This window comes from Amycolatopsis sp. WAC 04197 (assembly GCF_003947475.1).
GTDB lineage: Bacteria > Actinomycetota > Actinomycetes > Mycobacteriales > Pseudonocardiaceae > Amycolatopsis > Amycolatopsis japonica.
The window spans coordinates 219,514-244,756 of sequence record NZ_QHJK01000002.1; the positions used below are offsets into that span (position 1 = coordinate 219,514).

Annotated in this window: 29 protein-coding genes; 9 read left to right on the forward strand and 20 right to left on the reverse strand. The window is 68.5% G+C overall.

Annotated features, from left to right (window positions below):
• The first annotated feature begins 119 nt into the window (after positions 1-119).
• Entirely contained in the window at positions 120-1,019 is a 900-nt protein-coding gene (locus DMC64_RS08165; RefSeq protein ID WP_125733082.1) for a hypothetical protein, read from the forward strand.
• On the opposite strand, the gene DMC64_RS08170 is transcribed toward DMC64_RS08165, so the two are convergent.
• The 3 genes from DMC64_RS08170 to DMC64_RS08180 all read right to left on the reverse strand — a co-directional run bounded on the left by DMC64_RS08170 (position 1,016) and on the right by DMC64_RS08180 (position 4,157).
• Positions 1,016-1,963, reverse strand: coding sequence for an asparaginase (locus DMC64_RS08170; protein WP_125733083.1), 948 nt, complete (start codon positions 1,961-1,963; stop codon positions 1,016-1,018). The two genes, DMC64_RS08165 and DMC64_RS08170, sit on opposite strands and share 4 nt — an antisense overlap.
• Positions 1,960-2,523, reverse strand: coding sequence for a hypothetical protein (locus DMC64_RS08175; RefSeq protein ID WP_007032564.1), 564 nt, complete (start codon positions 2,521-2,523; stop codon positions 1,960-1,962). The genes DMC64_RS08170 and DMC64_RS08175 overlap by 4 nt, the downstream gene beginning before the upstream one ends.
• 506 nt (positions 2,524-3,029) lie before the next feature.
• Positions 3,030-4,157 carry a folate-binding protein YgfZ gene (locus tag DMC64_RS08180; protein ID WP_043849249.1) on the reverse strand — a complete coding sequence of 376 codons (1,128 nt, stop codon included), beginning with the start codon at positions 4,155-4,157 and terminating at the stop codon, positions 3,030-3,032.
• Positions 4,158-4,187: 30 nt separating this feature from the next.
• Between DMC64_RS08180 and DMC64_RS08185 the strand changes: the two genes are divergently transcribed.
• Positions 4,188-5,042, forward strand: a complete 855-nt coding sequence (locus tag DMC64_RS08185; RefSeq protein ID WP_037334749.1) for an aminodeoxychorismate lyase — start codon at positions 4,188-4,190, stop codon at positions 5,040-5,042.
• Here DMC64_RS08185 and DMC64_RS08190 read toward each other — a convergent pair.
• The 10 genes from DMC64_RS08190 to DMC64_RS08235 form a co-directional block, all read right to left on the reverse strand.
• Complete coding sequence (locus DMC64_RS08190; RefSeq protein ID WP_125733084.1) at positions 5,035-5,466, reverse strand: TFIIB-type zinc ribbon-containing protein; 432 nt, start codon at positions 5,464-5,466, stop codon at positions 5,035-5,037. The genes DMC64_RS08185 and DMC64_RS08190 overlap by 8 nt on opposite strands.
• The gene (locus DMC64_RS08195; RefSeq protein ID WP_037334753.1) at positions 5,466-5,879 is read right to left on the reverse strand and encodes a hypothetical protein; all 414 of its coding nucleotides are present in this window, start codon (positions 5,877-5,879) and stop codon (positions 5,466-5,468) included. The genes DMC64_RS08190 and DMC64_RS08195 overlap by 1 nt, the downstream gene beginning before the upstream one ends.
• On the reverse strand, positions 5,867-6,739 hold the full coding sequence (locus DMC64_RS08200) for a biotin-dependent carboxyltransferase family protein (RefSeq protein ID WP_125733085.1): 873 nt from the start codon (positions 6,737-6,739) through the stop codon (positions 5,867-5,869). The genes DMC64_RS08195 and DMC64_RS08200 overlap by 13 nt, the downstream gene beginning before the upstream one ends.
• Positions 6,736-7,347 (reverse strand): 5-oxoprolinase subunit PxpB, encoded by a 612-nt coding sequence (gene pxpB / locus DMC64_RS08205; protein WP_125733086.1) that lies wholly within the window; start codon positions 7,345-7,347, stop codon positions 6,736-6,738. The genes DMC64_RS08200 and pxpB overlap by 4 nt, the downstream gene beginning before the upstream one ends.
• A gap of 11 nt (positions 7,348-7,358) precedes the next feature.
• Positions 7,359-7,982 (reverse strand): FABP family protein, encoded by a 624-nt coding sequence (locus DMC64_RS08210; protein WP_037334760.1) that lies wholly within the window; start codon positions 7,980-7,982, stop codon positions 7,359-7,361.
• A gap of 252 nt (positions 7,983-8,234) precedes the next feature.
• Positions 8,235-8,543: a DUF1416 domain-containing protein gene (locus DMC64_RS08215; RefSeq protein ID WP_037334762.1), complete on the reverse strand. Its 309-nt coding sequence runs from the start codon at positions 8,541-8,543 to the stop codon at positions 8,235-8,237.
• A complete protein-coding gene (locus tag DMC64_RS08220) occupies positions 8,543-9,379 on the reverse strand; it encodes a sulfurtransferase (RefSeq protein ID WP_125733088.1) in 837 nt (278 codons plus the stop codon). The genes DMC64_RS08215 and DMC64_RS08220 overlap by 1 nt, the downstream gene beginning before the upstream one ends.
• 21 nt (positions 9,380-9,400) lie before the next feature.
• The gene (locus DMC64_RS08225; protein WP_125733089.1) at positions 9,401-9,835 is read right to left on the reverse strand and encodes a DUF4395 domain-containing protein; all 435 of its coding nucleotides are present in this window, start codon (positions 9,833-9,835) and stop codon (positions 9,401-9,403) included.
• 226 nt (positions 9,836-10,061) lie between these two features.
• Positions 10,062-10,481, reverse strand: a complete 420-nt coding sequence (locus tag DMC64_RS08230; RefSeq protein ID WP_125733090.1) for a thioredoxin family protein — start codon at positions 10,479-10,481, stop codon at positions 10,062-10,064.
• A gap of 7 nt (positions 10,482-10,488) precedes the next feature.
• On the reverse strand, positions 10,489-11,382 hold the full coding sequence (locus DMC64_RS08235) for a DUF2993 domain-containing protein (RefSeq protein WP_081975722.1): 894 nt from the start codon (positions 11,380-11,382) through the stop codon (positions 10,489-10,491).
• Positions 11,383-11,526: 144 nt separating this feature from the next.
• On the opposite strand from DMC64_RS08235, the gene DMC64_RS08240 reads away from it, so the two are divergent.
• From DMC64_RS08240 to pstB, 6 genes are all read left to right on the forward strand, one after another.
• Positions 11,527-12,273 carry a response regulator transcription factor gene (locus DMC64_RS08240; protein ID WP_037334769.1) on the forward strand — a complete coding sequence of 249 codons (747 nt, stop codon included), beginning with the start codon at positions 11,527-11,529 and terminating at the stop codon, positions 12,271-12,273.
• Positions 12,274-12,336: 63 nt separating this feature from the next.
• Positions 12,337-13,212 carry a mycothiol synthase gene (mshD, locus tag DMC64_RS08245; RefSeq protein WP_125733091.1) on the forward strand — a complete coding sequence of 292 codons (876 nt, stop codon included), beginning with the start codon at positions 12,337-12,339 and terminating at the stop codon, positions 13,210-13,212.
• A gap of 229 nt (positions 13,213-13,441) precedes the next feature.
• Positions 13,442-14,566: a phosphate ABC transporter substrate-binding protein PstS gene (gene pstS, locus DMC64_RS08250; protein ID WP_125733092.1), complete on the forward strand. Its 1,125-nt coding sequence runs from the start codon at positions 13,442-13,444 to the stop codon at positions 14,564-14,566.
• Positions 14,567-14,774: 208 nt separating this feature from the next.
• Positions 14,775-15,692: a phosphate ABC transporter permease subunit PstC gene (gene pstC, locus DMC64_RS08255; RefSeq protein ID WP_016338002.1), complete on the forward strand. Its 918-nt coding sequence runs from the start codon at positions 14,775-14,777 to the stop codon at positions 15,690-15,692.
• 2 nt (positions 15,693-15,694) lie between these two features.
• A complete protein-coding gene (gene pstA / locus DMC64_RS08260) occupies positions 15,695-16,612 on the forward strand; it encodes a phosphate ABC transporter permease PstA (protein ID WP_037334778.1) in 918 nt (305 codons plus the stop codon).
• 10 nt (positions 16,613-16,622) lie between these two features.
• Positions 16,623-17,399, forward strand: coding sequence for a phosphate ABC transporter ATP-binding protein PstB (pstB, locus tag DMC64_RS08265; RefSeq protein WP_016338000.1), 777 nt, complete (start codon positions 16,623-16,625; stop codon positions 17,397-17,399).
• A gap of 163 nt (positions 17,400-17,562) precedes the next feature.
• Here pstB and phoU read toward each other — a convergent pair whose 3' ends face one another.
• The 5 genes from phoU to DMC64_RS08290 all read right to left on the reverse strand — a co-directional run bounded on the left by phoU (position 17,563) and on the right by DMC64_RS08290 (position 22,823).
• Complete coding sequence (phoU, locus tag DMC64_RS08270) at positions 17,563-18,225, reverse strand: phosphate signaling complex protein PhoU (RefSeq protein ID WP_125685853.1); 663 nt, start codon at positions 18,223-18,225, stop codon at positions 17,563-17,565.
• Between the two features lie 80 nt (positions 18,226-18,305).
• Positions 18,306-19,709 carry an LCP family protein gene (locus DMC64_RS08275; RefSeq protein ID WP_125733658.1) on the reverse strand — a complete coding sequence of 468 codons (1,404 nt, stop codon included), beginning with the start codon at positions 19,707-19,709 and terminating at the stop codon, positions 18,306-18,308.
• Positions 19,710-20,525: 816 nt separating this feature from the next.
• A complete protein-coding gene (locus DMC64_RS08280) occupies positions 20,526-21,254 on the reverse strand; it encodes a GGDEF domain-containing protein (RefSeq protein ID WP_125733093.1) in 729 nt (242 codons plus the stop codon).
• Positions 21,255-21,367: 113 nt separating this feature from the next.
• A complete protein-coding gene (gene idi / locus DMC64_RS08285) occupies positions 21,368-21,931 on the reverse strand; it encodes an isopentenyl-diphosphate Delta-isomerase (RefSeq protein WP_037334789.1) in 564 nt (187 codons plus the stop codon).
• A 58-nt stretch (positions 21,932-21,989) separates the two neighbouring features.
• The gene (locus DMC64_RS08290; RefSeq protein WP_125733094.1) at positions 21,990-22,823 is read right to left on the reverse strand and encodes an alpha/beta fold hydrolase; all 834 of its coding nucleotides are present in this window, start codon (positions 22,821-22,823) and stop codon (positions 21,990-21,992) included.
• Positions 22,824-22,945: 122 nt separating this feature from the next.
• Between DMC64_RS08290 and DMC64_RS08295 the strand changes: the two genes are divergently transcribed.
• Positions 22,946-23,230, forward strand: a complete 285-nt coding sequence (locus DMC64_RS08295; protein ID WP_037334795.1) for a hypothetical protein — start codon at positions 22,946-22,948, stop codon at positions 23,228-23,230.
• Between the two features lie 46 nt (positions 23,231-23,276).
• Here DMC64_RS08295 and dusB read toward each other — a convergent pair whose 3' ends face one another.
• Both dusB and DMC64_RS08305 read right to left on the reverse strand, forming a co-directional pair.
• Entirely contained in the window at positions 23,277-24,422 is a 1,146-nt protein-coding gene (gene dusB / locus DMC64_RS08300) for a tRNA dihydrouridine synthase DusB (protein ID WP_125733095.1), read from the reverse strand.
• 450 nt (positions 24,423-24,872) lie between these two features.
• Complete coding sequence (locus tag DMC64_RS08305; protein ID WP_125733096.1) at positions 24,873-25,103, reverse strand: hypothetical protein; 231 nt, start codon at positions 25,101-25,103, stop codon at positions 24,873-24,875.
• Positions 25,104-25,243: the final 140 nt, after the last annotated feature.

Below are 25,243 nucleotides of genomic sequence, written 5' to 3' on the forward strand. Positions count from 1 at the left end.
CGTGTCCGGGGGGTTGGATGCGACGTGGCACGGTGTGCCGGTGGCGACAGTGTTCACGGAACGCCGGTTACCGGCCAGTCGGTGGCGATAGTCGCAGGTCGGCGTGCCACGATGCTCGTGTGCCCCGTCCGTTCGCGGCTTATCTCCGCGTCTATGAGCCCCTGCTCGCGCTGGGGGATCCACCGGACGAACGCCTGCTCGAGGCCGTCGAAGTGGCCCGGCTCGATCGTTCGGCCGCGGGCGAGCGCGAGCAGGCACTGTGGCTCAAGTCACAGCATGTCGGGCGGTTGCTGCCCGCCGAACTCGCGGACGGCAGGGCCGCCCCCAGTCTCGTCACCGACGTCCTCGTGCTCGACCCCGAAGACGTGCCGGAGGGTGAGCACGGCGACGCCGGTCCTGGACCGCTGATCTGTCCGATGGAGATCCGCGCGCGCTCGGCCGCGGCGTTGGTGACCTTCCTCGGCGACGCGCATCCGGCGTTGAAGAACGCGGTGCTCGACGCGGGCGGTGCGTCGCTGGACATGATCCGCTCACGGGCGAAGTCCGCGATCGGCGACTTGTCCGCTTCGGCCTCGCACACGCTCTCGACGACGTGGACCGTTCCGCTCCCGTGGTTCGTCCTGTTCGACCCGGGGATGCGCCGGGTCAAACTCGGCAAGGGGCGCGACGATCCGGAGCGCGAGGTGTCGTGGCGGGTCTCCATCGCCGACGCGCGGTACCGCGCCCGCGAGGTCGGGGACCTGCTCGAAGCGACCTTCGGTGACTCGGGGCCCGGCCGGGTGCTGCTGGAGACGCGACGCTGGCTCGACAGCTTCCACCCCGGCTCCGCGGTCGAACTCGACTACGGCGGTCTCGTGCAGCTCTTCGCCGACTCGATCCTGCAGGCCGACACGACCGCCGAAGAGGTGCACGACATCCTCGACGCGCTCCGCACCGGCAACGTCGACGAGCTGGCGGAACTGTTCGCCGACCTGCGCGACTTCTGGGGCGACCTGGCCGCGCGGGAACGCGCGAACTAGCCGAAGAGACCGGCGGCGACCTTCAGCTCGCCGACCGGTTTCCCGCCGCCGAGCACCGCGTCGCGCGCGAGGTCCACTGCTTCGTCACCCGGTTCGATGCCGAGGTGACGCAGGGTCGCGAGCAGCAGCGGGAGCCGGGCTCGGGGCGCGCCGTCGTCGATCTTCAGTGCCAGCGCCGTGCCGTCCGGGAGCGCGAACGCGTGCACTCCCTCGGCGCCGCCCTTCGAGAGCAGGCCGTCGATGGTCCGCATCAGCACGGTGTCCTCGCGGCCGGTGCCCGCGACCTGCCACGGATGTGCGCGGACCGCGTCCGCGACCCGGCGTTCCGGCCCGCCCATGGCGGTGACGAGCCTGCCGAAGGAGCGGGCGAGGCCGGTGAGGGAGAACGCGAACAGCGGGGCGCCGCAGCCGTCGACGCCGACCGTCTCGATCGTTTCGCTGGTGAGATCGGCGACCGTGGCCTGGATGATCTTCTGCAGCGGGTGGATCTCGGCCGCGTAGTCGTCGGTCGGCCAGCCGACCTGGGCGCAGGTCGTGAGCATCGCGGCGTGCTTGCCGGAGCAGTTCATCGCGGCCCGGCGTTTCCCGGCGGAGGCGACGGCCAGCATGCTCGGCTCGTGCAGTGGGAAGGCGGGCGGGCAGGCCAGCGCGTCCTCGGTGAGCCCCGCGCGGGACAGCATCTTCAGGGCGCCCTCGACGTGGTCGGGTTCGCCGTTGTGCGAGCCGCAGCCCAGCGCGAGTTCTTCGTCGCCGATGGTGAGGCCGGCGCGGAGCATGCCGACGGCCTGCAGAGGTTTGTTGGACGAGCGCGGGTAGACCGGCCGCTCGATGTCACCCGCGGAGAAACGCACCGAGCCGTCCGGGGCGGTGATCACGAGCGCGCCGCGGTGCACGCTCTCCACGAAACCGGATCGGACGACCTCGACCAGGACCGGATTCGTCACTCGGACCCGCCGCGTTCGGTATCGAGGAGATCGTCGACCGACGCCGTGCCCTTGCGGTAGCGGGTCGCGATCTCGGCGTTGATCGTGTCCATCACGCTCTGCACCTCGCGGCGGTACGAAGAGACGGAGACCTCTTCGTCGGCGTACCGGTTGAGGGCGTTGACCAGCTTCTCGTCCGAGAGCGTGCTGACGTCGGAAAGGTCCGTGTCGCCGATGAGGGCCTCGGCGAACCGCCGGTGCTCGCCCGCGCGAGACGGCTCCAGCCGCTGATGTCTCCCCGAGCCCGTGGCCGGGCCGATCGCGTTGTCCGCCAGGATCGCGGCCAGCCGCTCGACGACGCTGCTCTCGCCGCCGGAACTCCGGCGCTCCTGCTCGGCCCGCACGATGTCGATACGCGCGTGGAGCAGGCGCCGCAGGTACGACAGGTCGGTCTCCTCCTGCGCGGCCTCGTCACGGCGCTCGCGCAGCACGGAAAGCGTCAGCTCGCCGAGGTCGCTGAGATACCCAGGGCCGAGCACGCGGTCGATACGACGGCGACCACCGGGCCGGACTTCGATCACGCGCGTAGCTTATCGCGCTCCAGCGGAAATGTTCCGCAGGGAGCGATACCACAAGGATCTCCGCCCCTTCCGAGCCCCTCCGCCGGACGGCTGCTCTTTCGGTCCCTTCCAGAGCCCGCCCCCCACCCGTCCCGGGGGCGGCCCCTGGTCCAGTCTACCGGGGGTGGGCGGGGAAAAGTGCTGGTCGGCGGAGTTGTCCACAGGTGGGCAGAGTTGTGGACAACCTGTGGACGGAGGTGTGGCGGCAGCCGGAAAGTACGTGAAGGCCCCCTTCATTGCGTCTAGCGCAGGGAAGGGGGCCTTCACGTACTTCGGTCGTGAGCGAAGGCCGAGTTTCCAGCGCTCAGCCGAGGGATGGGGCCCTTCACGCGCGGCCGCGGTGCGAAAGTGGCGGAGCCCGTGGGTTCGGCGGACGAGTGCGCCCAATGTGGCATTGGGGACGCTGAGCGTCTCCGATGCCACATTGGGCGCACCGGCTGAGGCGCCGGATGGAGCCGAGACCCGCCTCAGCCCCGCAGCCGCTGAGCCGCTTCCCGTCCGGGAGCCGGAGCCTCCCCCGGAACCGAGTCCGGGTCGATGGTCGCCTGCACGACGCGATCCTCGGCGCCCACCAGCAGTTCCGCGCCCGGCTGCGTCGAGCGTTTGACCAGCGCCAGCGCGATCGGGCCCAGTTCGTGGTGCTGCACCACGCTGCCGACGCGCCCCACCGTCCGCTCGCCCAGCACCACCGGATCTCCGGTCTCCGGCGTGATCTCCGGCGAACCGTCCAGGTGCAGCAGCGCCATGTACCGCGGCGGCCGCCCGACGTTGTGGACCTTCGCGACGGTCTCCTGTCCGCGGTAGCAGCCCTTCGCCACGTGCGCGGCGGAGTCGACCCAGTTCACCTCGTGCGGGATCGTGCGCTCGTCGGTGTCGACGCCCAGCCGCGGCCGCAGCGATTCGACCCGCAGCGCGTCGAAGGTCCAGCTGCCCGCCGGTCGCGCGCCCGCGTCGGTCAGGCGTCGCCACCAATCGGCCAGTTCGGCGCGGGGCACGGCGAGGTCGACGCTGTGCCGTCCCGGCCACGGCATCCGCCGCGCGAAACCGCCGGGGATCGCCACGACCGAGTACGGGTCCGAGCCCACGGAAACACCCACGGAGTCCAGTACGCGGTCCGCGTCCGGGCCGAGGACGGTCAGCAGCGCCAGCTCGTCCGAGACATCGCGGATGTCCACTTTGGACCAGAACTTCATCGCTTCGAGGTAGTCGCGCAGTGTCTGCTTGCCGCCGGACGGCAACGCGCTGGTGGCCACCGCGCCCCGGTCGCTGTCCAGCCACACCGTGCCGTCCGCGTGCGCGACGACCATGTGCGTGTCGACGCGGCCTTGGCTGTCCAGCACGAGCGCCTCGGTGCCGGTGCCCTCGGCGAGCCCGGTGACATGCTGCGAGATCACCAAATGCAGCCAGGACAACCGTTCTTCGCCGGTCACGGCCAGGATCTCGCGGTGCGAACGGTCGATCACGACCGCGCCGCGCGCCGCGGTCCGTTGCTCGGCGAAGGGGTCACCCCAGTGCCACGGGACACCTTCCTCCGGATGCCCGTCGGGTGCCGCGATCGGTCCAGGAAGCTCGAGCAAGGGGGAGCGGTAGGGCATGAAACCCATGCTAGTGAGTACCGTGTCCCCATGCGCGTGCTTGCCTTCCTCGACGGGACCCTGGCCGACCCCGAAGCCGCCCACCTGCGGGTGGACGATCTGGGACTGCTTCGCGGCGACGGCGTGTTCGAGACGATCCTCGTCGTCGACGGACGGCCCCGTGAGCTTCGCCCGCACCTCGAGCGGCTGGCCCGTTCCGCGGCCATGCTCGACCTGCCGGAGCCGGACCTCGCGGTCTGGGAGCGCGCCGCGCAGACGGTCATCGACAACTGGTCGGGCCCCGCCGAGATCGCGCTGAAACTGGTGTACACCAGGGGAATCGACGGCGATCCGGAGGCGAAGCCGTTCGGGTTCGCGCTCGGCGTGGAGATCGACGAGAAGGTCCAGCGGGCCCGCGTCGAAGGCGTCGCGGCGATCACCCTCGAGCGCGGTATCGAGGCCGACCTCGCCGAGCGCGCGCCGTGGCTGCTGCTGGGCGCGAAGTCGATTTCGTACGGCGTCAACATGGCGGCGTTGCGGGAGGCGGGCCGCCGTGGCGCGAGCGATGTGATTTTCACCGCCGCCGACGGTTCGGTCTTCGAAGGGCCGACTTCCACGGTCGTCCTCGCGAAGGACAAGACGCTCTACACGCCGCCGGCGACCATCGGCATCCTGCCGGGGACGACGCAGGCGGCGCTGTTCCGCGGCGCCGAGCGCGCGGGCTGGTCGGTCAAGGTCGAGCCGCTCAAGGTCTCGGACCTCACCGCGGGCGAAGGACTGTTCCTGGCCTCGTCGGTCCGCAAGCTGACCCGGGTGCACACGCTCGACGGCGTCGCGCTCACCGACTCCAGCGCGATCCACGCCGAGTTGGCCGCCGCATACGAGAGCGAGTACGCGATCAGCTGAGTGTCGCGCGCAGCTTGGCGATGGTGCGAAGGATCTCGTCCCGGTGCTTGGCCGTCGTGATCCAGGCGGGCAGCCGGGCGACCAAGGTCATGCCGGGACGGTTCCCGAGCCCGCGTTCGCGCAGCTTCGCCGCGACGAATCGTTCGAGCAGGTCGAGGTGACGTTCGTGGAACGCCCAAAGGGTGTTCCCGCCACAGCAGTCGGCGCGCAGCCACAGCGGTTCGTGGAAGAACGGATCGATGGGCCGGTTCCACACGTGGTAGTGGGGTTCAGGGGGAACGCGCACCAGGGCGCAGCCGGCGCAGGTCAGCCGTTCGTGAGTGACGGAGGCACGGCCCGAGCAGCGTGGACAGACGACCAGGATCGGCTCGGCGGCAAGGTTCCCGAGCCGAATCTGGGGATCGCGGAACCGCGGGCCGTCCATCAGCCGAGCGGGCTGATGATCAGCAGGTGCGGCAGGATCTCTTCCTCACGGTAAGCCGCGATCTTGTGGTGCCCGTCGAGGATCACCGCCGCGTCGGTGGTCTCCAGCACGACCGCGACCGGCCGGTGCCCGCTCTTGATCGCGGTCCGGTAGTAACCGACCCGGGACACGTCGGCGGGCGGCCAGTCGGCGCTCGGGGTCAGGTAGCGGTCCTCGGCCAGCCGTTCGGGTCCGGTGACCTGGTACTCGCCGTCGGCGAAGAGGTCGAGAAGCGGGCGGAGCGTGTCGCCGAGCGGACGCCGCATCTGGCCGGTGGCCAGCGCGATCCGCAGCGACTGCGGCAGTTCCGGCTGGGTTGGTACCGAATTCGTGTCGATGACACCCGTGCCACCGTCGACCTTTACCTGTTCCACACCCTCGTGGACGAGTGAAAGCGGAGAAGGGTTCCGGGTCTGGCCTGCGCGAGGGCCGGGAGTGACGCCTGTCTCACCACGGCCGCCACCGGATAACCACCGGTAGTCGGATGATCCGCCAAGAACACCACCGGCAACCCGTTCGGCGGAACCTGCACGGCACCGGTCAACAGGCCCTCGCTCGGCAGCTCCCGCTCCGCGTATTCGGGTCCGCGGGTCAACGCCGGTCCGTCGAGCCGGAGCCCGACGCGGTTGGATTCCGCCGTCACCGTCCAGGTCTTCGCGAGCCCCGCCGCCGGATCCTCGAACCAGTGCGCGCGCGGGCCAGGATCCACGCGCACGACCAGTTCCGCCGGTGCCGTCGTGGGCAGCACGACGTCGGCGCCGCCGGACACGGACGACGGGCTGAGCGGCAGGACGTCGCCCTTCTTGAGCGGCGCGGGGCCGATCTCCGAGAGGACGTCCCACGACCGGCTGCCGAGTTCCGCCTCGACCGTGATGCCGCCGGAAACCGCCAGGTAGCACCGTAATCCGGTGGCAGGCGCACCGACCGCCACGACCTGCCCCGCCGCCAGCCACACCGGCGCGTGCGAGCCGACGGGACGCCCGTCCACCTCGACGGCGACGGAAGGACCGGTCACCGCGACCGTGCAGGACGTCCTCGCGCGCAGCCGCAGCCCGCCGAGCAGGCATTCCACACCGGCCGCGTCCTCGGCGTTGCCGACGAGCCGGTTGGCCAGTTTCAGCGCCGGGACGTCCAGCGCGCCCGACGGAGGCACGCCGAGATGCGCGTAGCCGGGCCTGCCGAGATCTTGGATCAGCGCGAGCGGGCCGGTCTCGACCACTTCGATGGCCCTCATCCGGCGCTCCGGAACCGCACGCGGTCGCCGGGCGCCAGCAGCGCGGGCCGGTCGGCACGGGGATCGAACAGCACGGTCCGGGTGTGCCCGATCAGCCGCCAGCCGCCCGGTGAGACGCGCGGGTACACGCCGGTGAACTCGCCCGCGATACCGACCGAACCCGGTGGCACGCGAGTGCGCGGAGCGGGCAGCCGCGGTTGCCGGAGCGGCTCGGGAAGTCCGGTCAGGTAACCGAATCCGGGCGCGAACCCGGTGAACGCCACGGTGTAGACGGCGCCGGTGTGCAGCCGGACGACGTCCTCTGTGGACACTCCGGCGTCCCGTGCGACGAGTTCGAGATCCTCGCCGTCGTAGGTCACGTCGAGGGTGATTTCGCGGGATTCGCCTTCCGGCGGATGGTCGAGGTCGGCGTCCGCCAGTAGTTCACGGACGGCCGCGAGCGCGCCCGAGCCGGGGGTTTCCACCACGAGCAGGCTGCGCGCGCCGGGAACGAGTTCGGTGACGCCGTCCGGACGCGCGGAGGAGAGCATCGCGTGCGCCGCCATCGACTCGGCCAGCGAAGCGCAGTCGAGCAGGGCGGCGTGCTCGCCGTAGGCACGCCACCGCATCGGAAAGTACGTCAGCCCACCACGCGACGCAGCAGCGCCGACGTGTGCGGCTGCAGTTCCTGGCCCATCATGGCGCGCTCCTCGACGTAGCCGAGTTCGCCGTTGACGATGCCGTAGAGCCGCTGAGACGCCGTGACGTCCTTGGCCGTCGAGGTGCGGACGACCGCGTCGGTGCCGAGCTCCCAGGCCGGGACCGAGGCCTTGCCACGCGGCTTGCCGTAGAAGAGCTCCACGATGCCGGTGTTGTGGGTCAGCAGCAGCTCGATCGTGTCGTCGGCCTGCGGGCGCCAGAACCCGGATTCGCGCGCCGCGGGACGGATGACCTTGCCGTCCTCGTCGAGCAGCCAGGCACGCGCCTCGTGCGTGAGGAACGGGCGGCCGTCGTGCGCGATGGTCAGCTGCATGCCGAACCGGTACGGGCCCTCGATGGTCGGGTAGTCGACCTCGCCCTCGCCGCGCCACACGCCGACGAGCGGCAGCAGCGCCAGGCAGGCGTCGTTGAGGTTCGGACCCTCACGCAAGTTCGCGGTGTCGCCCGGGATGGGCATGTCGTCGAACTGCGGAAGGTTCCGGTCGCGCGTGCTCTCCGCGCGCTTTTCCGCGGCCTGGATGGCCTCGTCGCCACTAGCCGTCATGGGTCAGCGCTGGTCCGCGTAAAGCCGGTAGACGACGTACACGGCGAACCAGGTGATCGCGACGCCGGCGAGCACCAGCAGGGTCGTAAACAGGATCTCCACGACACGCACCTTAGTCGCTACCTGCCCCGACAGGCCTGCCGAGGTCGCGTGGCAGTGCCCACACGCGCTGAAGGACGCTTTCACCGCATCTGACGCGACGAAGGGGCCCTTCGCCGCATGAGATGCGGTGAAGGGCCCCTTCAGCCCGTCTCAGGCGACCGAGATCGCCAGCTGGTGCACGCCCGGTCCCTGGGCGGTCACCGAGGCCTCGCCGTTGCCGGAGCGGTGCAGCGCGCGCACCGTCCAGTCACCGGGGGCCGCGTAGAAGCGGAAGTCGCCGTCGGCCGACGAGACCACCTCGCCGGTGAAGTCGCCGCCGCCGTCCAGCAACCGCACGAAGGCGCCGCCGACGGGCCCGTCCGAGCCGGTCACCTTGCCGGCCAGCACGACCTGGCCGCGGGTGTCGTAATCGGCGGGGGTGGCCTCCTGGACCGGCGCGCCGCAGCTGTCGTCTGCCATCACTTAGCTCCCAACTCGACCGGCACGCCGACGAGCGAGCCGTATTCCGTCCACGAACCGTCGTAGTTCTTCACCTGGTCGTAGCCGAGGAGCTCGTGGAGCGCGAACCACGCGATGGACGAACGCTCACCGATCCGGCAGTACGCGATCGTGGACTTCGACTCGTCGAGGCCCTCGTCGGAGTACAGCTCCTTGATCTCTTCCTCGGTCTTGAAGGTGCCGTCCTCGTTGGCGACCTTCGCCCACGGGACGTTCAGCGCGCCGGGGATGTGGCCCGGGACCTGCGACTGCTCCTGCGGCAGGTGCGCCGGGGCGAGCAGCTTGCCGGAGAACTCGTCGGGGGAACGCACGTCGACGAAGTTGCTCTTGCCGATCTCGGCGACGACCTCGTCGCGGAACGCGCGGATCGACAGGTCCTGCTCCTTGGCCTTGTACTCGGTCGGCTCGCGCTTGACCTCGTCCGAGTTCAGCTCGCGGCCGTCGAGCTCCCACTTCTTGCGGCCGCCGTCGAGCAGCTGCACCTTCTCGTGGCCGTAGAGCTTGAAGTACCAGTACGCGTACGCGGCGAACCAGTTGTTGTTGCCGCCGTAGAGGATCACGCGGTCGTCGTTCGAGATGCCCTTCTCGGACAACAGCTTCTCGAAGCCCTCCTTGTTGACGAAGTCGCGGCGGACCCCGTCCTGCAGGTCCTTGCGCCAGTCGAACTTCACCGCACCGCGGATGTGTCCGTTGTCGTACGCGGTCGTGTCCTCGTCGACCTCGATGAACACGACACCCGGGGTGTCCAGGTTCTCCTCGGCCCACTGGGTGGTGACCAGGACGTCTTCACGGCTCATGGAGCTGACTCTCTTTCTGGGTTAGGACGCGCGAGGGCTGGGGCTGAAACGCTTGATGAGCAGGTACATCTCGCAACCGAGACAGAAGTTGAACGCCGCGTTGAGGAACGCCGCGAACAGTGCGAACGCCGTGGCGACGAAGCCGAGCGCGGTCAGGCCGGTGGCGAAACCGACGGTGCCGACGACCGCGAACACGAACCCGACGGCCTGCGCGAACCGCAGCGGGGCGGCGTCTTCGCGTTCGGTCGTCGGGCCGAGCCGCGGCGCGACCAGGTAGCGATAAATCAGGGAATACGGCGCCGGCTTCAGCCCGACGAACGCACCGATCGCGAACACCACCGCCTGCGCCGCGAGCAGTGGCCACCACTGGGTGATGAGCACGACCGCGAGCACGATCGTCGTCAGGATGGCGGCGAAACGCGGACCACGGGGGTCGACGGCCGGTCCTGCGGACATGGTTCCTCCTGCGAACGAGAGGGAAGGAGCTGCGTGCCGGACGGGCACGCGCAGGCGAGGTTCAGCGAACGCCGGGACACAGGCTGCTGCGAACGCGGCACAGATCCACTGCGCGGCGCTGGGTCAGCAAGGTTCGGGGCAGCCTGTTCACGGGCACGAGGGTACGCAGAGCTCCCTCAGGTTGGGAACCGTGTTCACACCTTGGGACGCTTCCCAAAATTCGGGATCAGGCGTTCGCCAGGTGAGGCTTCAGGGCTTCGAGAAGCTCCTGACCTCGGGGAACGCCGCCGACCCGGAAGACCTCCCGGCCGTCCGGGGTCAAGGCCAGCGTCGTCGGAGTCCGCAATATCGAAAGCGCCTGGGCGACTTCGGGGGTTTCGGTGACGTCCAGATCGACGTGCGTGAGGCCGTCGGTCTTGTCCGCGAGCGCCGAGAGGATCGCGCGGGTGTGACGGCACGGCGCGCAGAACGTGGTGGAGATCTGGACCAGGGTGACACCTTCGGGCGCGAGGGCGCCCGAGACACGGCCGGGCAAGGTGGGCGCGCCGGGTTTGGCCGCGCGGATCCGGCCGTTACGCGCTCGCATCAGCGCGCCCGCGACCCCGCCGAGCACCAAGACGCCCAGCAGCACCCACACTCCGGTCATCCGCAAGTCACCCCTGAGGCTTCGCTCCGCTGAAGGCCACGTTCTTGCCTTCACCCTTGATGGTCACCGAGCCGCTGTTCACGCGCACCGAGGTCGGCGTCACCGAGAACGGCATCGCGCCGGTGTCGATGGTCGCGTTGAAGTTCGGCAGCAGCGCGTCCTGTACCGCCTGGGGAACGACGGTGGTCTCCTTGTCATTCCCGAACTGCAGCCGCTTCGGCTCAAGACGGATCTTCTGCCCGTCGAGTTCGATCATCGCGAAGCAGAAGATCTCCACCTTCTGCCCGGCGATCTGGACGTTGCCCGAAACCCGGATCCCGGCGCTGGCGGTGTCCACCGGCTCGCCGTTCTCGTTGGTCGCCGTCGGTTTCGTCTCGCCCTGGCCGCTGTCGCCGTTGCGGACGTAGTCCTCGGTGACCGGTTCGATCTTGAGGTTCTCGATCTTGTCCAGCGGCGCCTGCCGCGCGATGTCCGCGGCCTTGATCGTCACCTCGCCCTTGAGCGTGCCGATGACGATCGACTTCGTGTTGCCGGACGTCAGGTCCGACAGCGGCGCCGTGACGTCACTCATGTCCGCGTTGAAGTCCACGTCCCTCAGCCGCGGCGGAACGGCGACGCCCTGGGCGTTGATGGTGATGTGACTGTAGTCACCGGAAAGGGCCTGGGTCAGGAACGGGAAACCGTGCACCGTGACCGCCGGATCGTTGGCCAGGTCCAGCTGTTCGCGGGCCTTCTGGGAGATCGTGTGCTCGGCGAACGCCGCCGCCCCGAAATCGGCGCCGACCAGCAGCACCACGAGCACCGCGAGGGCGATGAGCCAGCCCCGGCCACGGCGCTTTCCTCGCTTGGCGGACCGCCCCGGAGAGGGTCGGTCGTCCTGCGCCACGGGCCTGCTCACCATTGCGTCGATTCTCCTTCGTCAACCTCTTTGGCCAGGTGTGATCGATCCAGCACGGGGTAGGTCCCCGGCTGTTCACCCGCTATTCTCACTAAGCACCGGCAGTCGCCACGTTCGAGGCGGCCACGATCCGAAGGCGGTGCGGCGATGAGCCTGGACCTTCTGGTACTGACCGCGGAAGCAGATGCCACCACGGTGTTGCCCGCCCTGGATCTGCTGCCCCACACCGTACGCGTCCGTGCTCCGGAAGTGACCGCGCTGCTCGACGCCGGCCACCGCGACGTCATCGTCCTCGACGCGCGCGCCGATCTCGCCTCCGCGAAGAGCCTCTGCCGTCTGCTCAAGGGCGCCGGTGAGGACGAGACCTCCACGCCGGTCATCGCCGTCGTCGGCGAAGGCGGACTGGTCGCGGTCAGCGCGGAATGGCGCACCGACGACATCCTCCTCCCGACGGCCGGTCCCGCCGAGGTCGACGCCCGGTTGCGGCTGGTCACCACCCGCGACGGCAGTGCCGCGCAGGTCGACGCCGAACTCCGCGTCGGCGATCTCGTCATCGACGAAGCGACCTACACCGCGAAGCTGCGCAAGCGCACTCTCGAGCTCACGTACAAGGAGTTCGAACTCCTCAAGTACCTCGCACAGCACGCCGGCCGGGTGTTCACCCGTGCCCAGCTGCTGCAGGAGGTCTGGGGTTACGACTTCTTCGGCGGTACGCGCACCGTCGACGTCCACGTCCGGCGTCTGCGCGCGAAGCTGGGGCCGGAGCACGAGCAGATGATCGGCACCGTGCGCAACGTCGGCTACAAGTTCGAGCGTCCCTCGAAGGGGGCGGCCAAGCAGGCCGTCGCCCCGGACTCGAGCGTCTACGAGCCGAGCGAGTTCTCCGCGCACTGAGCCCCCCTTCCTGTCTGACAAGACGTCCAGGCGGGTGCCGGGTTCCCGGGTAGGGTCGATTTCATGCTCGATCTGGCTTGGACCGGTGAACCGGACACGGAAGAGATCCACGACTTCCTCCTCGCCGTGCGCGAGGCCGACGGCCGCCCGGAGGACTCCGGGTTCGACGGCGGGCGGCACCTCCTCGGCCGCGTCGACGGCGCGTTGGTCGCGTACGCGCATCTGGACACCGAGGGCGACTCGCACGGCAACCAGGTCGCCGAACTGTTCGTCCACCCCGCGCATCGCCGCTCCGGCCACGGCAGGGCGCTCACCAGGGCGCTCGTCGAAGAGACCGCGGGGAAACCGTTGCGTGTCTGGGCGCACGGCGACCACCCCGCCGCGGTCCACCTCGCCGGGACCGAAGGTTTCGAACGTGCCCGCGAACTGCTGATCCTGCACGCCGACGTCGAAACGGCCGACTGGCCGGAACCCGTGACGCGCGAAGGGGTCACGCTGCGCACGTTCGTCCCCGGGCAGGACGAGGAAGCGATGGTGCGGGTCAACGCCCGCGCCTTCGACTGGCACCCCGAACAGGGCGCGCTGACCGCCGACGAGGTCCGCGCGACCGAGAAGGACGCCTGGTTCGACCCCGAAGGCTTCTTCCTTGCGGAGGAGGATGGCGAGGTCATCGGCTTCCACTGGACCAAGGTCCACGAGGCGGTCCCCGGCCGGTTCGGCGGCGAGCCCGCCGGCGAGGTCTACGTCGTGGGCATCGACCCGGACGCGCAGGGCGGCGGCCTCGGAAAGGCCCTCACGCTCGCCGGGCTGCGGTATCTCCGTGATCGCGGACTGGGGCAAGTGATCCTTTACGTCGAAGGGGACAACGCGCCCGCACTCGCCGTGTATTCGAAGCTCGGCTTCACCCGATACGAGGTAGACGTTCAATACGCACGGTAACGGCGTTCACACGGGCGGCACTTGACCGGTCACGGAGAGCAGACGCGCAGGTCACGGGCGGGACACGGGTCACTTTCGGAGTAGTCGCGCTGCTCACATCGGCCGCCTTGTTCACTTGCCGTTCACCCTTAGACGGCCGCCTGTCCACTGTCGGTGCTTAATGTCCGGGTCCGGAAGGAACGCTCCCGTTCCACCGATCCGGCGAAAGTCTCCCAGTGGAGGAAATGCAGTGAAGATCATGCGGCCCGCGGGCGCGATCGGCATCGTGGCCACCGCCGCCCTCGTGCTCGGCGCTTGTGGATCCGACCCGGCGGCGACCAAGCCCGGCAGCACGGGTGCCGCCGCCGCTCCGAGTGGCGCGGCCAACGTCGAATGCGGCGGCAAGAACCCGCTTTCGGCCGAGGGTTCGTCCGCCCAGAAGACCGCGGTCGACATCTTCGTGCAGGCTTACGCCGCCAAGTGCTCCGGCCAGAAGGTGAACTACAACCCCAGCGGTTCGGGCGCCGGCATCAAGCAGTTCAACGCGAACCAGGTCGACTTCGCCGGTTCGGACTCGCCCCTCAAGGACGAAGAGGCCGAGAAGGCCAAGGCCCGGTGCGCCTCGGACGCGTGGAACCTCCCGCTCGTCATCGGCCCGGTCGCCGTCGCGTACAAGGTTTCCGGGGTCGACAAGCTGACCCTGACCCCCGAGGTCACCGCCAAGATCTTCAACGGTGGCATCACCAAGTGGAACGACCCGGCCATCAAGGCGGTCAAGGGCAACGAGAACGTCAACCTGCCGGACAAGGCCATCCAGGTCATCTCCCGCACCGACGAGTCGGGCACCACCGACAACTTCCAGAAGTACCTGAAGGCGGCCTCGAAGGGCGCTTGGACCCAGGGCGACGGCAAGAAGTTCAACGGTGGCGTCGGTAACGGTGCCGAGAAGTCCAACGGTGTGGCCAGCGCGGTCAAGGCCACCGACGGCGCCATCACCTACGTCGAGTCCTCCTTCGCGAAGGACGGCCTGAACGCCGCCCTGATCGACAGCGGCTCCGGCGGTGTCGAGCTCACCGCCGCGAACGTCGCCAAGTCCCTCGACTCGGCGAAGTTCAAGAAGGAAGGCAGCAACGACCTCGCGCTGGACCTGAACTCGATCTACTCCAGCAACGTCGCGGGCGCCTACCCGCTGCTGCTCGCCACCTACGAGATCGTCTGCTCGAAGTACGCGGACGCCGAGGTCGGCAAGGCCGTCAAGGCGTTCCTGAACGTCGCCGCCACCGACGGTCAGAAGCCGCTTTCGGACAAGGGCTACGTGCCGATCCCGCAGAGCCTGCAGGACAAGGTCCTGACCGCCGTCAAGGCCATCGCCTGACCTGTCGACGACCTCTAGGTTGATCAGTAAACAGGCTGGACAGAAGTAGTCGATGAGCGATTCGTCTTCGCCCAGAACGCCCACCGGCGACCCCGGTGGGCGTTCTGGCGTCCGCGAGACCTTCACGGAGGACCCGATTTCGGAGCAATCTGCCGCGTCACCGCCCGAGCAGTCCTCGGTGCGCCTCGCGAGCCCCAATTCCAGGACGGTGCGACCCGGTGACCGCATCTTCCAGATCCTGACCACCGGAGCCGGCGTCTTCGTCGTCTCGCTGATCGGCCTGATCGGGCTGTTCCTGCTGGTGCAGGCCATCCCGGCGCTGCAGGCCGACAACGTGAACTTCCTGACCAGCCAGGTCTGGCAGACCACCCCGGACGACATGCGCTTCGGGATCATGGGCCTGCTGCTGGTGACGGTGTACTCGTCGCTGCTGGCGCTGATCATCGCGATGCCGATCTCGCTCGGGATCGCCCTCTTCCTCACCCAGTACGCGCCGAAGCGGCTGGCGCGGCCCTTCGCCTACGTGATCGACCTGCTCGCCGCGGTTCCCTCGATCATCTACGGCCTGTGGGGCCTGATGGTCTTCGCGCCGGCGATCGAGCCCTTCTCGCAGTGGGTCAACGACACCTTCTCGTGGATCCCGCTCTTCGCGGCCGGCAACGTCTCGCCGGACCTGCGGGGCACCATCTTCACCGCGGGCATCGTGCTGGCCGTGATGATCCTGCCGATCATCACCTCGCTGTCCCGTGAGGTGTTCGAGCGGACCCCCACCCCGCATATCGAGGGCGCGCTGGCGCTGGGCGCCACCCGCTGGGAGGTCATCCGCACCACGGTGCTCCCGTTCGGCAAGGCGGGCTACATCGGCGCTTCGATGCTCGGCCTCGGCCGCGCGCTCGGTGAGACGATCGCGCTCGCGATCATCCTGACCGGCGCGGTCGGCCGCGAGTTCACCTGGAGCCTCTTCGACGGCGGCGCCACGTTCGCCTCGAAGATCGCGGCGGACTACGCGGAACTCAACAACGAGATCTCGGCGGGCGCGTACATCGCGGCGGGTCTCGTGCTGTTCCTGCTGACGCTCGTCGTCAACTTCATCGCGCGATCCGTCATCGCCAAGAAGGGGGACTGAGCATGTCCACCACGCTCGAGAAGACCCCCGCCACCACCCCCGCCTTCCAGCAGGTCAGCCTGGCCAGGAAGGTCAAGAACGGCTTCGCCACGACGTTGATCTGGCTGTCGTTCCTGATCGCCGTCGTGCCGCTGGTGTGGCTGCTCGCCACCGTGGTCATCAACGGTGTCAAGCGGATCCCCTACAGCAACTGGTGGACCGAGGACTTCGGCTCCGTGCTGTCGGACGAGGTCGGCGGCGGCGTGCTGCACGCGGTCATCGGCTCGGTGCTGCAGGGCCTGGTCTGCGCGATCATCGCGGTCCCGATCGGCATGCTGGTCGCGATCTACCTGGTCGAATACGGCCGCGGCAAACTCGCGAAGGTCACGACCTTCATGGTGGACATCCTCTCCGGTGTCCCCTCGATCGTCGCGGCGCTGTTCATCTACGCGCTGTGGATCACGACGTTCGGCCTGCCGCGCAGCGGTTTCGCCGTGTCGCTCGCGCTGGTGCTGCTGATGATCCCGGTGGTCGTGCGTTCCTCGGAGGAGATGCTGCGGATCGTCCCGGACGACCTGCGCGAAGCCTCCTACGCGCTGGGCGTGCCGAAGTGGAAGACGATCATGAAGATCGTCCTGCCGACCGCGCTGTCCGGCATCATCGGCGGCATCATGATGGCGCTCGCCCGCGTGATGGGCGAGACCGCGCCGCTGCTGGTCCTCGTGGGGTACTCCGCCTACGTGAACTGGGACATCTTCGGTGGCGAACAGGCCGCACTGCCGCTTCTGATGAACAACGAACGGGTCAGCAACCCGTTCGACGAAGGTACCGTCGCGTTCGACAGGATCTGGGGAGCGGCGCTCACCCTGGTACTGATCATCGCGATCGTGAACCTCCTCGCCATGCTCTTTGCCCGTCTTGTCGCCCCGAAGAAGAAGTGAGCTGTTTGAGATGGCCAAACGAATCGACGTCAAAGACGTGGACATCTACTACGGCAAATTCCACGCCGTGGACGGCGTCACCCTCTCGGTGCCGCCGCGGAACGTCACCGCGTTCATCGGCCCGTCGGGCTGCGGCAAGTCGACGGTGCTCCGCACGCTGAACCGTATGCACGAGGTCATCCCCGGCGCCCGCGTCGAGGGCGAGGTGCTGCTGGACGGCGAGGACATCTACGGCGCCGGTGTCGACCCGGTGCAGGTCCGCCGCACCATCGGCATGGTGTTCCAGCGCCCCAACCCGTTCCCGACGATGTCGATCCGCGACAACGTCGTGGCCGGCCTGCGCCTGGGCGGCACCAAGGGCAAGAAGGAGCTCGACGACGTCGCCGAGCGCGCCCTGCGCGGCGCGAACCTGTGGAACGAGGTCAAGGACCGGCTGAACAAACCGGGCGGCGGCCTCTCCGGTGGTCAGCAGCAGCGGCTCTGCATCGCGCGGGCGATCGCCGTGCGGCCCGACGTGCTGCTGATGGACGAGCCGTGCTCCGCGCTCGACCCGATCTCGACGCTGGCCATCGAGGACCTGATCGGTGAGCTCAAGAAGGAGTACACGATCGTCATCGTGACGCACAACATGCAGCAGGCGGCGCGGGTCTCGGACCAGACCGCGTTCTTCAACCTGGCGGGCGTCGGCCAGCCGGGGCGCCTGGTGGAGCTGAACGACACGGAGAAGATCTTCTCGAACCCGGACGAGAAGGCGACCGAGGACTACATCTCGGGCAGGTTTGGCTGATCTTTGTCGCGCGTGAAGGCCCCCTTTCCTCGGCTGAGCCGAGGGAAGGGGGCCTTCACGCGCTTGGGGACGATCGCGGCGAGGTCGGCCCCGGCGCCAGCACGACGAAGGGGCCCTTCACCGCACGAGATGCGGTGAAGGACCCCTTCGCGGGAAAGTCCCCTTACAGCTCGTCGGGCCCGTAACCGGGCATCTTGCCGGTCACCACGAAGATCATCCGGCGCGCGACCGAGACGGCGTGGTCGGCGAAGCGCTCGTAGAAGCGGCCCAGCAGGGTGACGTCCACGGCCGCGGCGACGCCGTGCTCCCAGTTCCGGTCCATGATGACCGTGAACAGGTGCTTGTGGATCTCGTCGACCTCGTCGTCGTCCGACTCGATGGTGCGGGCGGCCTCGACGTCCTTGGACTTGATGACCTGCTCGACCTGACGGGCCAGGCTCACGCCGACCTCGCCCATCTTGGCGAAGTCCGCCTTCACCTCTTCGGGCAGAACGGGGTCCGGGTGGCGGCGGCGCGCGGCCTTGGCCACGTGCAGCGCCAGATCGCCCATCCGCTCCAGGCTTTCCGCCGCGTGGATCGCGGCGAGCACGGTCCGGAGGTCGGTCGCGACGGGTGCCTGCAGGGCCAGCAGCGCGTACGCCTGCTCCTCGCATTCGGCGCGCGCGTCGTCGACCTTCGCGTCGTCGCTGATGACCTGCTCGGCGAGCCCGAGATCGACCTCGAGCAACGCCCGGGTCGCCCGCTCCATCGCGTCGGCGACCTGGAGGGACATGCTCGCTAGGTTCTCGGCGAGCTGTTCGAGTTCGACATGGTAAGCCTCACGCATGGCCCAACCCTACGGGGAACAGGGACCAAAAGCCGCATCCCAGAGTGAACCTGACGTGAACCCGGACTAACGAATGATCCTCAGCCTGAGCTGCTGCTCTTCTTGGCGCCGCCCGACTTGGCGGAGCTGGTCGGGGGCGACGCCGTGTCGCTCGCGGGAGGCGCCGGGGCCTTCTCTTCCAGCGGCGTGTTGTTGATCAACGCGTCGAAGACGGCCTTCGCCTTGCTCTGCAGCAACACCTCGTTGCCGCGTTTGTTCGCCTCTTCGGTGGTGGGCACGGTGAGGAACTTGACCTTGTCCGAGCCCATCCCGCGCATCGACTTCGCCAGCGTCATCATCTGGTTGATGCCGAGGTTCTCGCCGAAGGTGGCCTTGGCGAACGCGTCGATGAAACCGCTGAGCTTGCCGGTGTCCAGGATGACGTCCTTCGACATCACCGTCTTCAGCAGCGCGCCGAGGAAGGCCTGCTGCCGTTTGATCCGGCCGTAGTCCGACGTCGGGTCGCCCTTGACGTGCCGCGCCCGGACGTAGTTCAGCGCCTGGTCGCCCGAGATCCGCACCTCGCCCGCCTGCGGGATGATCATGCCGAGCGTGGTGTCGTCGATCGGCTTCTCGTTGTACACGGTGACGCCCTGCACGGCGTCGACCATGGATTTGAAGCCGTTGAAGTCGATCCCGACGAAGTGGTTCATCTTCATGCCGGTGATCTGCTGGATGACCTTCGTGACGCACTGCGGGCCGCCGACCGCGTAGGCGGTGTTCAGCTTCGCGATCTTCTGCGCCGGCGAGGTCTGGTCCGAGTACGACGACGTCGCCGGGTCCCAGCGCTTGCATTCGGGGCGGCTGATCTCGAGGTCGCGCGGGAAGGACACCATGACGACGCGCTGCCGGTCCGCGGGGACGTGCGCGATCATCACCGTGTCCGAGCGGGCGCCCGGCGTGCCCTCGGCGTCGCCGACACCGTCTTCGGCGGCCGCGCCGTCACGGGTGTCGGAGCCGACCATCAGGAAGTTCTCGTCGCCGGTCTGGCCCGCGGCGTCCTGGATGTCGGCCGAATCCTCGTCGAGCGAGGCGACGGTGTTGAACTTCGCGTCGAACCAGGTCTGGGCGCCCCAAGCCGAACCGATGGCGAGGAACACGAGCGCGGCGACGACGGCGGCGGTGATCCGGCCCGCCTTGGCCGTCTGCCTGGTCTTGCGTTCCTTCTTCTCCTGCAGCCGGGTCTGAGGCGCGGACTCCTCGGAGGCCGCGGAGGGCTCGGGATCGGTGGTCGTGACCACTCGCTGCAATGCCGTGCGGGTCTGCTCCAGCAGCGCGGCGGGGCGCAGGGCGAGCCGTTCGCGGCGCTCGCGCTTCTTGGCCTCTTCGGCCTCGAGTTCGTCGTGCGCGGCGGAGAACCGGGCGAGCGTGTGGTCGATCTTGCGCTTGGTGATCGTCGCGTCGTCGATCGCCTCGAGCTCGTCGGTCATCGTGAGCCGGTCCATCTCGGACCGCGGCGGGACACCCGGCGACGGCGGGACGGGCGCCTGCTGCACCGGCCGTTGCGCCGGACGGCGGGGACGACGCGGGGGCGGCGGTACCGCGGGCTGCTGCTGCGCGCCCGGGTTGACCACGGGCGGGCGGCGCTGCGTCGGCGCTTCGGGGCTGGGCGCGGCCTGCGAAGTGCGGCGCGGCTGGCGCGCGCGAGGCGGACGCGGGGCCTCGTCGGGCTGCGGGCCCCGGGGCGGCATCTGGGCACGCGGCGCGGCGGGTTTGGCCGCGCGAGGAGCGGGCGCCGGACTCTCGGCGGGGGCGGCGGGACGAGGACGGCGAGGTGCGGGCGGCTCCGTCCGGGCGGCTCGCGCACCGGGTCTCGGAGGCTCCGGCGACGGCTCGCTCTGCCGGAGACGGCGCGGAGCGGGCGCTTCGGCGGAGGGGTCGAAGATCGGGCGTTCACCGGTATGACGTGCGACGACGTCGGAAACGCTGATCCCGCCGTGGGTGTCCATCGAGCGGCGTCGGGCCCGGCGGCCGCGCTCACCGGCATTCCTGTCGGTGTTGCTGTGGCGACCGGTCCCCGGGGTGTGGTGCTCGTCGGGCACTCGGTCTCCTTTCAGGCCTGGCGTCGAAGCTCTTTCGTTATCGTACGGACACCTCAGGTTCGTGACGACAACCATCCCGGAATTTTCTTCACCCAAGGTACCGAGAAGCGCCGAACGGTCCATGCGATCGGGTGAGCGGTCGTGGTTAAAGCTGCGTTAAAAGGTTCGAAACCGCTACGCAGAGTGCGACCGTTGACTGTGTGAGTGGACGGCGAGTGGCTAAGCGCCCGCGGACTCCGCCGTGTTCATCGGATGCGGAATCGTGCGCGACGATTCCCTATCCCGATAGGCCACTTTGTTTCGTCCCGCCCGTTTCGCCATATACAACAAAGCGTCGGCGGTGCGCAACTGCCGTTCCGGTTCGGCCGCGAGGTCCGGCTCCATGCGGCTTTCGTGCGCGAGCCCGACGCTGATCGTCACCGACAGGCCCGGGCGGATGCGGCGCCACGGATGGCGGGCCACCCGGATACGGGCGGTGTCGGCGATGCGCACGGCGCGGGCGGCGTCGACGTCCGGGATGACGAGCGCGAACTCCTCGCCGCCGTAGCGGGCGCAGAACGCCTCCGGCGGAAGTCCCTGTTGCAGCAGGTCGGCCACCTCGCGGAGCACCCGATCGCCCACCAGATGCCCGAAAGTGTCGTTGACGTCCTTGAACAGGTCGAGGTCGACCAGCGCGATCGCGACACCGGGCGGACCGCGGTGGTCGACGGCCGGGCCGTGCAGCCACTGGTCGAGGTAGCGGCGGTTGTAACTGGAGGTCAGCGTGTCCCGCAGGCTGCCCGCCCTGGCGAGGTCGAAGGCGGATTTGAGGTGGTGATACGCGCGCCGCCAGTCGCCCTGTGTGGCCAATACCCCGGCGATCGACTCGTGGAGACTGAGCAGATCGGTGGCCGGCGCGCCCGGTGGGAGCGCGGCCTCGTCGTCGGCTGCCACGCTCACCTCCGCCACGAATTGGTTTTCGTCGTATAGGAGGGATCTCTTGAGGTATGAGTACGGGCCAAAGTGAATATCCCTCAAGAGGACGACGGTTCGGCGCCATTGTCACGCACCGAAGTGTCTTTTCATAAGGACGAAAACGGCTCGGCGTCCTTGAGCTGCGAAAACTGATCTTTCGCCCAGTAACTCACGTCAGTCACATCGTCATTCAGCAACAGTGCGTAATCGTTCCAGCTCAGCCAGCGCCAGTCGCCGACCTCGTCGGGATGCGGTTCCGGATCGTCGTCCACCCAGGCGACGAAGACCGGGCAGAACTCGTTCTCGACCACGCCTTCGAACGGCGGAGTGGAGTAACGGTAGGACGGAAGGACGCACTGGAGCCCGTTCAGCCGCGGCAGCCCGAGCTCGAAGGCGGCACGGCGCCGGACGGCCTCCTCGATCGGTTCACCCGGTGCGGGGTGCCCGCAGACACTGTTGGTCCACACGCGGGGCCAGACCTTCTTGGTGGCGGCGCGGCTGGTGATCAGCAGGGCCTGGTCGCTGCCGCGCAACAGGTAGCAGGAGAACGCCAGGTGCAGCCGGGTGTGCTCGTGGTGCGCGGCCAGCTTGGGCGCGGTTTCGCCGGTCGGCTCGCCGTCCTCGGTGACGTAGACGATGCGTTCGGTGTCCACTTCGGTCATGTTGTTCATCGGACCCACTGAACCAGCAGGCTCGCTGTAACCGGTACCGCGACCAGAGTTACCCCTGTTAGTGGGATGAAAGGTGCTCCACGAGCAAAGATGTGACGGCTTCGGGAGCCTCCTCCACGACCCAGTGGGAGACGTCCTCGATCATCTCGAAGCGGTACGGGCCGGTGACCCGGTTCGCGGTGTCGAGCGCGGCCGTCGAACCGAAGGCGGCGTCCTCGGTGCTCCAGATGTAGAGCGTCGGAACCTCGATCGGCCCGATCTTCCCGCCGGGACGGCCGGCGCGGTACCAGTTGAGCGCGGCGGTCAGCGCGCCCGGCTCGGAAAGACGCTGAACGTATTCGTCGATCTTGCTCGGCGGCACTTTCCAGTCGAACATGCGGCGCAGCGCGTCGGCGTTGTTCTCGAGCATCCGCCGTTCGGTGACGCGGGTCTGCCGCCATTCGGTCATGTACGCCGACCGGAGATGCTGGTCCTCGTCGGTCTTCATGGCCTCCGCCAGCGCGGCCGGATGCGGTGTCGAAATCACGGCGAGACTGCGGAGCCTGCCGGGATGCGCGTCGGCCGTCCACCACGCGACCGCGCCGCCCCAGTCGTGTCCGACGAGATCGAATTCGTTCCACCCCAAGCGATCCGCGATCGCGATGACGTCGCCGACGAGGTCGTCGATCCCGTATTCGGAGGCCTGTTCCGGCCGGACGTCCGGGGAGTAGCCGCGCTGATCCGGGGCGACCGCGCGATAGCCGAGCACGCCGAGCGTCGCGACCTGGTGCTCCCATTCCACCGCGGCCTCGGGAAACCCGTGCAGCAGCAGGACGGGGCGGCCGTCCTCGGGGCCCGCCGCGATGGCGTCGAAGGAACCGGCCGCGGTGGGGATGCTCAGCTGCTCGATCACGACGCCGACTTTACGGGTCTCCGGTTTCCGGCGAGCGGCAAGGGATTGACGACGAGTGTTCGTTGATCGTCTAATAAGCGCGCTGCCGATCTTCGGCCGCACTGGGGAAACTGGGGTATCACATGTCGAACAGTTGGAGGCGCCGGCTCGCCGTCGGCGCCGCTTCCGTCGCGCTCGCGGGCGGAATCGGTGTCACCGCGGCGAATGTCGCGGTCGCGCAGGAGGCACCGGTTTCGGTGCTCGGGGTCTGTGACGGCAACCCGGGTTGTCATCTCGGGCCGTACCCGACCTACGAGGCGTGTCTCATCGAGCAGAGCAACATGGCCCGGTATTACACGATCACCATGCGGTGCTTCGAGGTCGACCACGACCAGTGGAAGTTCGCCTACAAGACCAGGGGAACCTGAGTCGTGAACGAAACGCTCCCGCCGCCCGGCGGGAGCGTTTTTCGTTTCAGCCGCCCGAGTGCATGTCCTCGGCTTCGGGCACGCAGTCGTCGTCCGGGTCGTCGAGCCAGCCGTGCGGCAGCGTGACCTTGCCCGGCGAACCCTGCCGTCCGCGCGGACCGGTGGCCGCGGTGGGGAATGGCGCGTCGTGGTCGAGTTTGGCGATCAGGTCGTCGAGCGCGTCCATGCTGGACAGCATCGCGAAACCGCGTCGCAGCTCCGAGCCGACCGGGAAACCCATGAAGTACCAAGCCATGTGCTTGCGGATGTCGCGCATGGCCTTGTCGTGGCCGTCGTGCTCGACGAGCAGTTCCGTGTGGCGGCGCAGCACCTTCGCGACCTCGCCGAGATTCGGCGGCGTCGGCTGCGGGCGCCCGGCGAAGGCGGCCTCCAGCTCGCCGAACAGCCACGGCCTGCCCAAGCAGCCGCGGCCGACGACCACGCCGTCGCACCCGGTCTCGTCGACCATGCGCAGCGCGTCCTCGGCGGAGAAGATGTCGCCGTTGCCGAGCACCGGGATGCTGGTGACGGCCTCCTTGAGCGCCGCGATCTTCGTCCAGTCGGCCTGCCCGGAGTACCGCTGCGCGGCGGTGCGCGCGTGCAGGCTGACCGCCGCCGCGCCCTCCGCCTCGGCGATGCGCCCGGCGTCGAGGTACGTCAGGTGGTCGTCGTCGATGCCCACCCGGAACTTGACCGTGAACGGCACCCCCGCCTCGGCCGCGGCCTTCGCCGACTCGCGCACGATGTCGGCGAACAGCTTGCGCTTGAACGGCAACGCCGCGCCGCCGCCCTTGCGCGTCACCTTTGCCACCGGGCAGCCGAAGTTGCTGTCGATATGGTCGGCGAGCCCCTCGCCGGTGATGATGCGGACGGCCTCGGCCATCGTCTTCGGGTCGACCCCGTAAAGCTGCATGGACCTGGGCTTTTCGTTCTCGCCGAAGGTCATCATGTGCATCGTGCCGGGGTGGCGCTCGACCACCGCGCGGGCGGTGATCATCTCGCAGACGTAGATGCCGGCGCCGTACTCCTGGCACAGCTGCCGGAAGGCGACGTTGGTGATGCCCGCCATCGGAGCGAGCACGACCGGCGGATCGACCTCGTAGGGGCCGATCTTGAGGCTGGGCTTGCTCAGGGTGGCTGTCACGCCCTCCATTGTCGCTTGTGGTGTCTGTCACTCGCAGGTGGGCCGGGCTCCAGCGCCGATTTCCTCGCCGCGAGGGGCGGTCACCCACCATTTGATCGCGCCGTTGGCGTAGGTCCCGTCGATGTAGGTCATGCGACCGGCGGTGACCGTGTGGATTTTGGGACGTCAGATGTCCCGAAATCCACACAGTGCTCTGTGACATCGTCGCCGGGGCCATTCGGGCTCGAATGCAAGTTGACCACGGACATGCGTAAGGCCAGGGTCCCGGTATTCCCCGGGTGCACCTGGCCTTGCGACTCGTGCGGTGCCCGCGGCGCCACACTCCGAGTTCAACGTAGTCCGTGAGTGATCCGTGCGCGACCACCGGCAGATCAGCGGCACGCCGCGTGGCGTGGGGCGGCGTCCTGTCGGGACGACTTCGCCAACTGGCTGACTCGGTGGAAGGACATGCCGAGTACTTCACCCGCTTCGCGTTGTGAAACCCAAGAGCGAGCAGCACTGTACTTCGAGATGCAGGTCATACTCTTCGTCCTTGGCGCCGTCCATGATTTCGATGAGCTCGCTGGCCATCGTCACGACGTCCTTGTAGCGGAGAGCCTGGGTTGAGCGGTCGATCTCGCGGACACGGATGAGCCAGAACCTGCCATCGCGAGCGACTTCGGCGTGATAGGTCTTCACTTCCTCCGTCACCCCCTTCACCGCGCTCTCGCCCAGTTCGGCATGGGCACCACCATGCCGCGCGTTGCCGCCTGGCGGCGACGTATGTCTAAGGAGAGCTAGACGCAGGCGTCAAGGCTGGGCTGGACATCTCCCGAGATGGGATGGAAAAG